This is a genomic window from Acinetobacter sp. RF14B (genome assembly GCF_006864105.1).
Taxonomy (GTDB): Bacteria; Pseudomonadota; Gammaproteobacteria; order Pseudomonadales; family Moraxellaceae; genus Acinetobacter; species Acinetobacter lwoffii_C.
Map to the genome: position 1 here is coordinate 1 of NZ_SMTB01000128.1, position 5,096 is coordinate 5,096.

Here is a 5,096-nt window from a genome sequence, read left to right on the forward strand (position 1 = left end):
TTTAACGTCTGATAATTTTTGAATATCTTTGAATTTCATCCAAGAATTATCCCTTGAATTAAATAATTTTGCTGATTAATTTAAGATCAAATAAATTGTACGTTTTTTGATTTATGACGGAAGTCTAATTTTTAATTATTTTAGTTCAAAAGAATCTGTTCTCTTAGATGATGAGAGGTGTGTACTCGTTAAAGTTATTGTAACTAGTGATGGAAATTTAAGAGACTCAATTATTAAAGCAACTAATAACCAAACAATGGTTGAATCAACATCACTTTATGCAACCGATAAAATCCAAAGAGATATTGAAGAGATTCTTTTACAATCAGGTCTGTATTATGAGAGAAGAAAGAATTTTTATTTGAATCAGGGTGTATCGGTACATGATTTAATTACTTTACAATATTTAGCATCAGCATATTTAGCCTTGGTATTAAAATCTCCTGCTAAAGCAGTATCTTTAAGACCTAAAGTCATAAGAGACGAAGAAAAATACAAAATTATATTTAATGAGAATACAAATATTAGAGTTTGGGTTGCTTTAGCACGTATTTTTAAAAGTATAGATAAATATTTGCAATTACATAGAAGTAAAAGTGCACCATCTGAAAAGTTTCTTAAAAAATGGCGATATCTAGTTGGTTTATTAATTTTGTCTAAATATTATGGTAGGTTTGATTTTAGTGTAAATGAGATTATTGAATATAATCATGAGCTTATAGTTAATGAGTCTGTATTGGAGGTAGTTAATGATATTGAGGTAAATATATCAGCTAAAAGTCTACCTGTTTCAAATGGAAATATTTCTAAAATTTTGAATTATTATGAAACTAAATATGGTGTTAAAAATAAAATGATTGTTTTTAAGGCTAACCCATATAGTGAGAAAAATTTTGGTATTAATGCTAATAGAATTAATAGTATAATTAGCGATAACTTTCTTAATAAAGTTAAAGAAATTTTACCACCCCAACCATGGAAGCCATATATGGAAAAGGAAATAATAAAGGTGTTAGGGTGTAGCAGAAGAGAATACTTTGATGCGGTTAGGTTACTAATTAAAAGAGGCGATTTTTACCGACAACGAGATGGAATTCTATATGATAGACAAGGAACTATAGTTGGGTTTGACGAGCATAGAGTGGAATCTGCAAATATGAAATTAATAGAAAACCCGCTCTAAAGCGGGTTTTCTTTTAAAGAAAAATCAGATTAACCAATCAATTTCTTCATCAATTCATTCACTTGAGCAGGGTTAGCTTTACCCTTAGACGCTTTCATTACTTGACCAACCAGACCGTTGAACGCTTTATCTTTACCAGATTTATATTCTTCAACCATCTTCTCGTTGGCAGCAAGCACTTCCTTAATAATCGCTTCAATCGCACCTGTATCAGTTTCCTGTTTCAAGCCTTTCTCAGCAATAATCTCGTCCGCAGTTTTGCCTTCGTCCCACATGAAACCGAATACCTGTTTCGCGATCTTACCACTAATGGTGTTGTCCACAATACGCGCGATCATGCCGCCAAGTTTCTCCGCAGATACAGGAGAGTCAGCAAGGTCTAGGCCAGCTTTGTTTAAAGCACCTGAGAATTCTCCCATGACCCAGTTTGCAGCAATCTTACCTTGCGCAGCGCCACCAGCAGCTTTAACGACGTCTTCGTAGAACTCTGACATTTCACGCGTTAGTGTAAGCACATGAGCATCGTACTCAGTCACACCAAAGTCCGCCACGAAACGCGCACGACGTGCCGCAGGAAGTTCAGGCATGGTTGCTTTAATGGCTTCAATTTGCTCGTCTGCAATGATCACAGGTAACAAGTCTGGGTCAGGGAAGTAACGGTAATCGTTCGCTTCTTCTTTCGAGCGCATAGAACGGGTTTCCATCTTCACCGGGTCAAACAGACGCGTTTCCTGATCAATGGTGCCGTCCCATTCGAGAATTTCCATTTGACGCTCAATTTCAACATTAATCGCCTGTTCAATGAAACGGAATGAGTTCAGGTTTTTCAGCTCGCAACGTGTACCGAACGGTTGACCCGGACGGCGTAACGACACATTACAGTCGGCACGGAACGAACCTTCCGCCATATTACCGTCAGAAATACCTAACCAGCGTACCAGTGTATGAATGGCTTTAATATAAGCCACCGCTTCTTCGACCGAACGCATATCCGGTTCAGAAACGATTTCAAGCAGCGGTGTACCTGCACGGTTAAGGTCGATGCCTGACATGCCTTCAAACTGGTCATGAATCGATTTACCCGCATCTTCCTCAAGGTGCGCACGCGTCACGCCAATGCGTTTAACTGTGCCATCGTCCAGCTGGATATCGATATGACCGAGGCCCACAATCGGGTTGTCCATCTGGCTGATCTGGTAGCCTTTAGGCGAATCTGGGTAAAAGTAGTTTTTACGTGCAAATACAGAAGCCTGGTCGATATAAGCATCAATTCCCAAACCAAAGCGAATGGCAAGATCAACCACTTCCTTGTTCAATACCGGTAGTACGCCCGGCATAGCAAGGTCCACCAAACTGGCTTGGGTATTTGGATCTTGACCGAATTCAGTGGAAGAACCCGAGAAGATTTTAGATTTGGTCGCCAGTTGCGTATGGATTTCGATCCCAATGACAACTTCCCAACCATCAATTAAATTTGACTTTGGTTTTTTTTGAGCTTGAGCCATTATGCGTTCTCCTCAGCAATTGCCGCGCGTTTGGTATGCCAGTCTGTGGCTTGCTGGTACTGATGGACCACAGACAACAATTGAGATTCTGACCAGTAGTTACCAATTAGTTGTAAGCCAACTGGCAAGTGGTCTTGGTCAAAACCAACAGGCGCGTTAATCGCAGGAAGACCTGCCAGGTTCACTGCGAGGGTATAGATATCACCCAAATACATTTCCGTTGGGCTTAGATTAGCACCAATCTTATAAGCTGTAGTTGGTGCAGATGGTGCAGCAATCACATCTACATTTTCAAAGGCTTTTAAGAAGTCTTGCTGGATCAGGCGACGGACTTTTTGCGCTTTTACATAGTAAGCATCGTAATAACCTGCCGACAGAGCATAGGTCCCGATCAGAATACGGCGTTGTACTTCAGCACCAAAACCTTCAGAGCGTGAGCGTTTGTACAAGTCCATCAAGTCCACAGGATTCTCTGCACGGTAGCCATAACGCACGCCGTCATAGCGGGACAGGTTAGACGATGCTTCTGCAGGTGCGATCAGGTAGTAGGTCGGTACATAGCTTTCAGTCATGTTGAGATCAATCTTAACCAGAATGGCGCCCATGTCTTCCAGTTTTTTCAGGGATTCTTCAACACGTGCTTTCACATCGGCAGCCAAACCTTCAACATTGAAGTACTGCTTTGGAATACCAATGCGTAAGCCTTTGACTGATGTGCCATTGAGGTTTGCTACATAATCATCTACTTCTTTATTGATTGAAGTAGAATCTTTAGCATCATGGCCGGCCATCACGTTCATCAGATAAGCACAGTCTTCAGCCGAACGTGCTATTGGGCCGCCTTGGTCCAGTGATGATGCGTACGCGATCATACCGAAACGCGATACACGGCCATAAGTCGGTTTCAGACCAGTCAGACCACAGAAAGAGGCGGGCTGACGGATTGAACCACCTGTATCAGTACCGGTTGCGAAGGGTGCTAGATCAGCCGCTACAACCGCAGCAGAACCGCCCGAAGAACCACCTGGAACATGATCCAAAGCCCAAGGGTTTTTGGTCGCGCCAAAGTAAGATGACTCGGAAGTCGAACCCATGGCAAACTCGTCCATGTTCACTTTTCCGAGGGTCACCAGGCCCGCAGCTTTAGCTTTCGCTACAACGGTTGCGTCGTAAGGAGAGATAAAATTGTCCAGCATTTTAGAACCGGCAGTGGTTTTAATGCCTTGGGTACAGAAAATATCTTTGTGTGCAATCGGAATTCCGGTCAGTGCGGTTGCATTTCCGGCTTTAATGGCCGCATCTGCGGCATCGGCTTGCGCTAAGGCTTGTTCAGCAGTGACAGTCACATAAGACTTCACCTGAGCATCAATCTTTTCAATGCGCTTTAAATAATGTGCAGTTAATTCGCGGGATGAAAACTGGGCATTGGCCAGGCCTTCACTAAGTTCACGAATGGATAAGCGATGTAAATCTGTCATGAGAAATAATTCTTTACGTTTAATTTAATAAAAAGAATGAACTGGGTAGTAATTACTCAATCACACGCGGCACGAGATATAAGCCGTCCTGAACTGCAGGGGCAATGGCCTGGTACTGCTCGCGATGATTGCTTTCCGACACGACATCTTCACGTAATGGCTGCGGGTGATCGAAAGGGCTTTTTAGCGGCTCAACACCGTCTGTATCGATGCCTTTCAGGGTTTCCATCATGCCTAAAATTTTATTTAGACTTTGAGCATATTCAGCAGATTGCGTATCATTAAGAGATAACCTTGCGAGGTGGGCAATAGCTGAAACTGTTTCTGCATTTAAATCTGCAGAAGACTGTGCATCCGATGTAGACATAATATTACCTAATCAGTATTAAAAAATTCAAATTATCATGCGTTATGATAAGCGATTGACTTGTCCAAATCATCACATTTAGTTAAAGTGGCCACCTTGCGTCCATATAAAGTTTAACTGAGAACGTCCCCGTGATTCTAAAACGACTAATAGGCTTGTTTTCGCCAGATCTCGCTATTGATTTAGGTACTGCAAATACACTTATTTATGCGCCAGGACGAGGCATTATATTAAATGAACCGACGGTTGTAGCCATCCGTCATAGCGGTTCACATAAAATTGTTGCTGCTGTAGGTCTTGACGCGAAACAAATGCTCGGTCGTACGCCTGCAAATATCTCTGCAATTCGTCCGATGAAAGATGGTGTAATTGCAGATTTTGAAGTGACCGAAACCATGTTAAATCAGTTCATTGGTAAGGTACACGAAAAACGTTTATTTCCGCCAGCACCGCGTGTCGTGGTCTGTGTGCCATGTAAATCGACTCTGGTTGAACGCCGGGCGATCCGCGAGGCGGTATATAATGCCGGTGCGCGTGAAGTCCGTCTGATTGAAGAGCCGATG

General features: G+C 42.2%; 5 protein-coding genes. 2 read left to right on the forward strand and 3 right to left on the reverse strand.

What is annotated here, in order from left to right; all coding sequences use genetic code 11:
* The first annotated feature begins 106 nt into the window (after positions 1-106).
* The gene (locus E2K52_RS13325) at positions 107-1,183 is read left to right on the forward strand and encodes an AIPR family protein (RefSeq protein ID WP_161981141.1); all 1,077 of its coding nucleotides are present in this window, start codon (positions 107-109) and stop codon (positions 1,181-1,183) included.
* 29 nt (positions 1,184-1,212) lie between these two features.
* On the opposite strand, the gene gatB is transcribed toward E2K52_RS13325, so the two are convergent.
* The 3 genes from gatB to gatC are packed head-to-tail and all read right to left on the reverse strand — an operon-like array spanning position 1,213 to position 4,533.
* Entirely contained in the window at positions 1,213-2,688 is a 1,476-nt protein-coding gene (gene gatB / locus E2K52_RS13330; protein ID WP_151205523.1) for an Asp-tRNA(Asn)/Glu-tRNA(Gln) amidotransferase subunit GatB, read from the reverse strand.
* A complete protein-coding gene (gene gatA, locus E2K52_RS13335) occupies positions 2,688-4,166 on the reverse strand; it encodes an Asp-tRNA(Asn)/Glu-tRNA(Gln) amidotransferase subunit GatA (protein WP_151205524.1) in 1,479 nt (492 codons plus the stop codon). The genes gatB and gatA overlap by 1 nt, the downstream gene beginning before the upstream one ends.
* Before the next feature lie 52 nt (positions 4,167-4,218).
* Positions 4,219-4,533 carry an Asp-tRNA(Asn)/Glu-tRNA(Gln) amidotransferase subunit GatC gene (gene gatC, locus E2K52_RS13340; protein WP_151205525.1) on the reverse strand — a complete coding sequence of 105 codons (315 nt, stop codon included), beginning with the start codon at positions 4,531-4,533 and terminating at the stop codon, positions 4,219-4,221.
* A 131-nt stretch (positions 4,534-4,664) separates the two neighbouring features.
* Between gatC and E2K52_RS13345 the strand changes: the two genes are divergently transcribed.
* On the forward strand, positions 4,665-5,096 hold a 432-nt coding region (locus tag E2K52_RS13345), incomplete at its 3' end, for a rod shape-determining protein (RefSeq protein ID WP_171478867.1).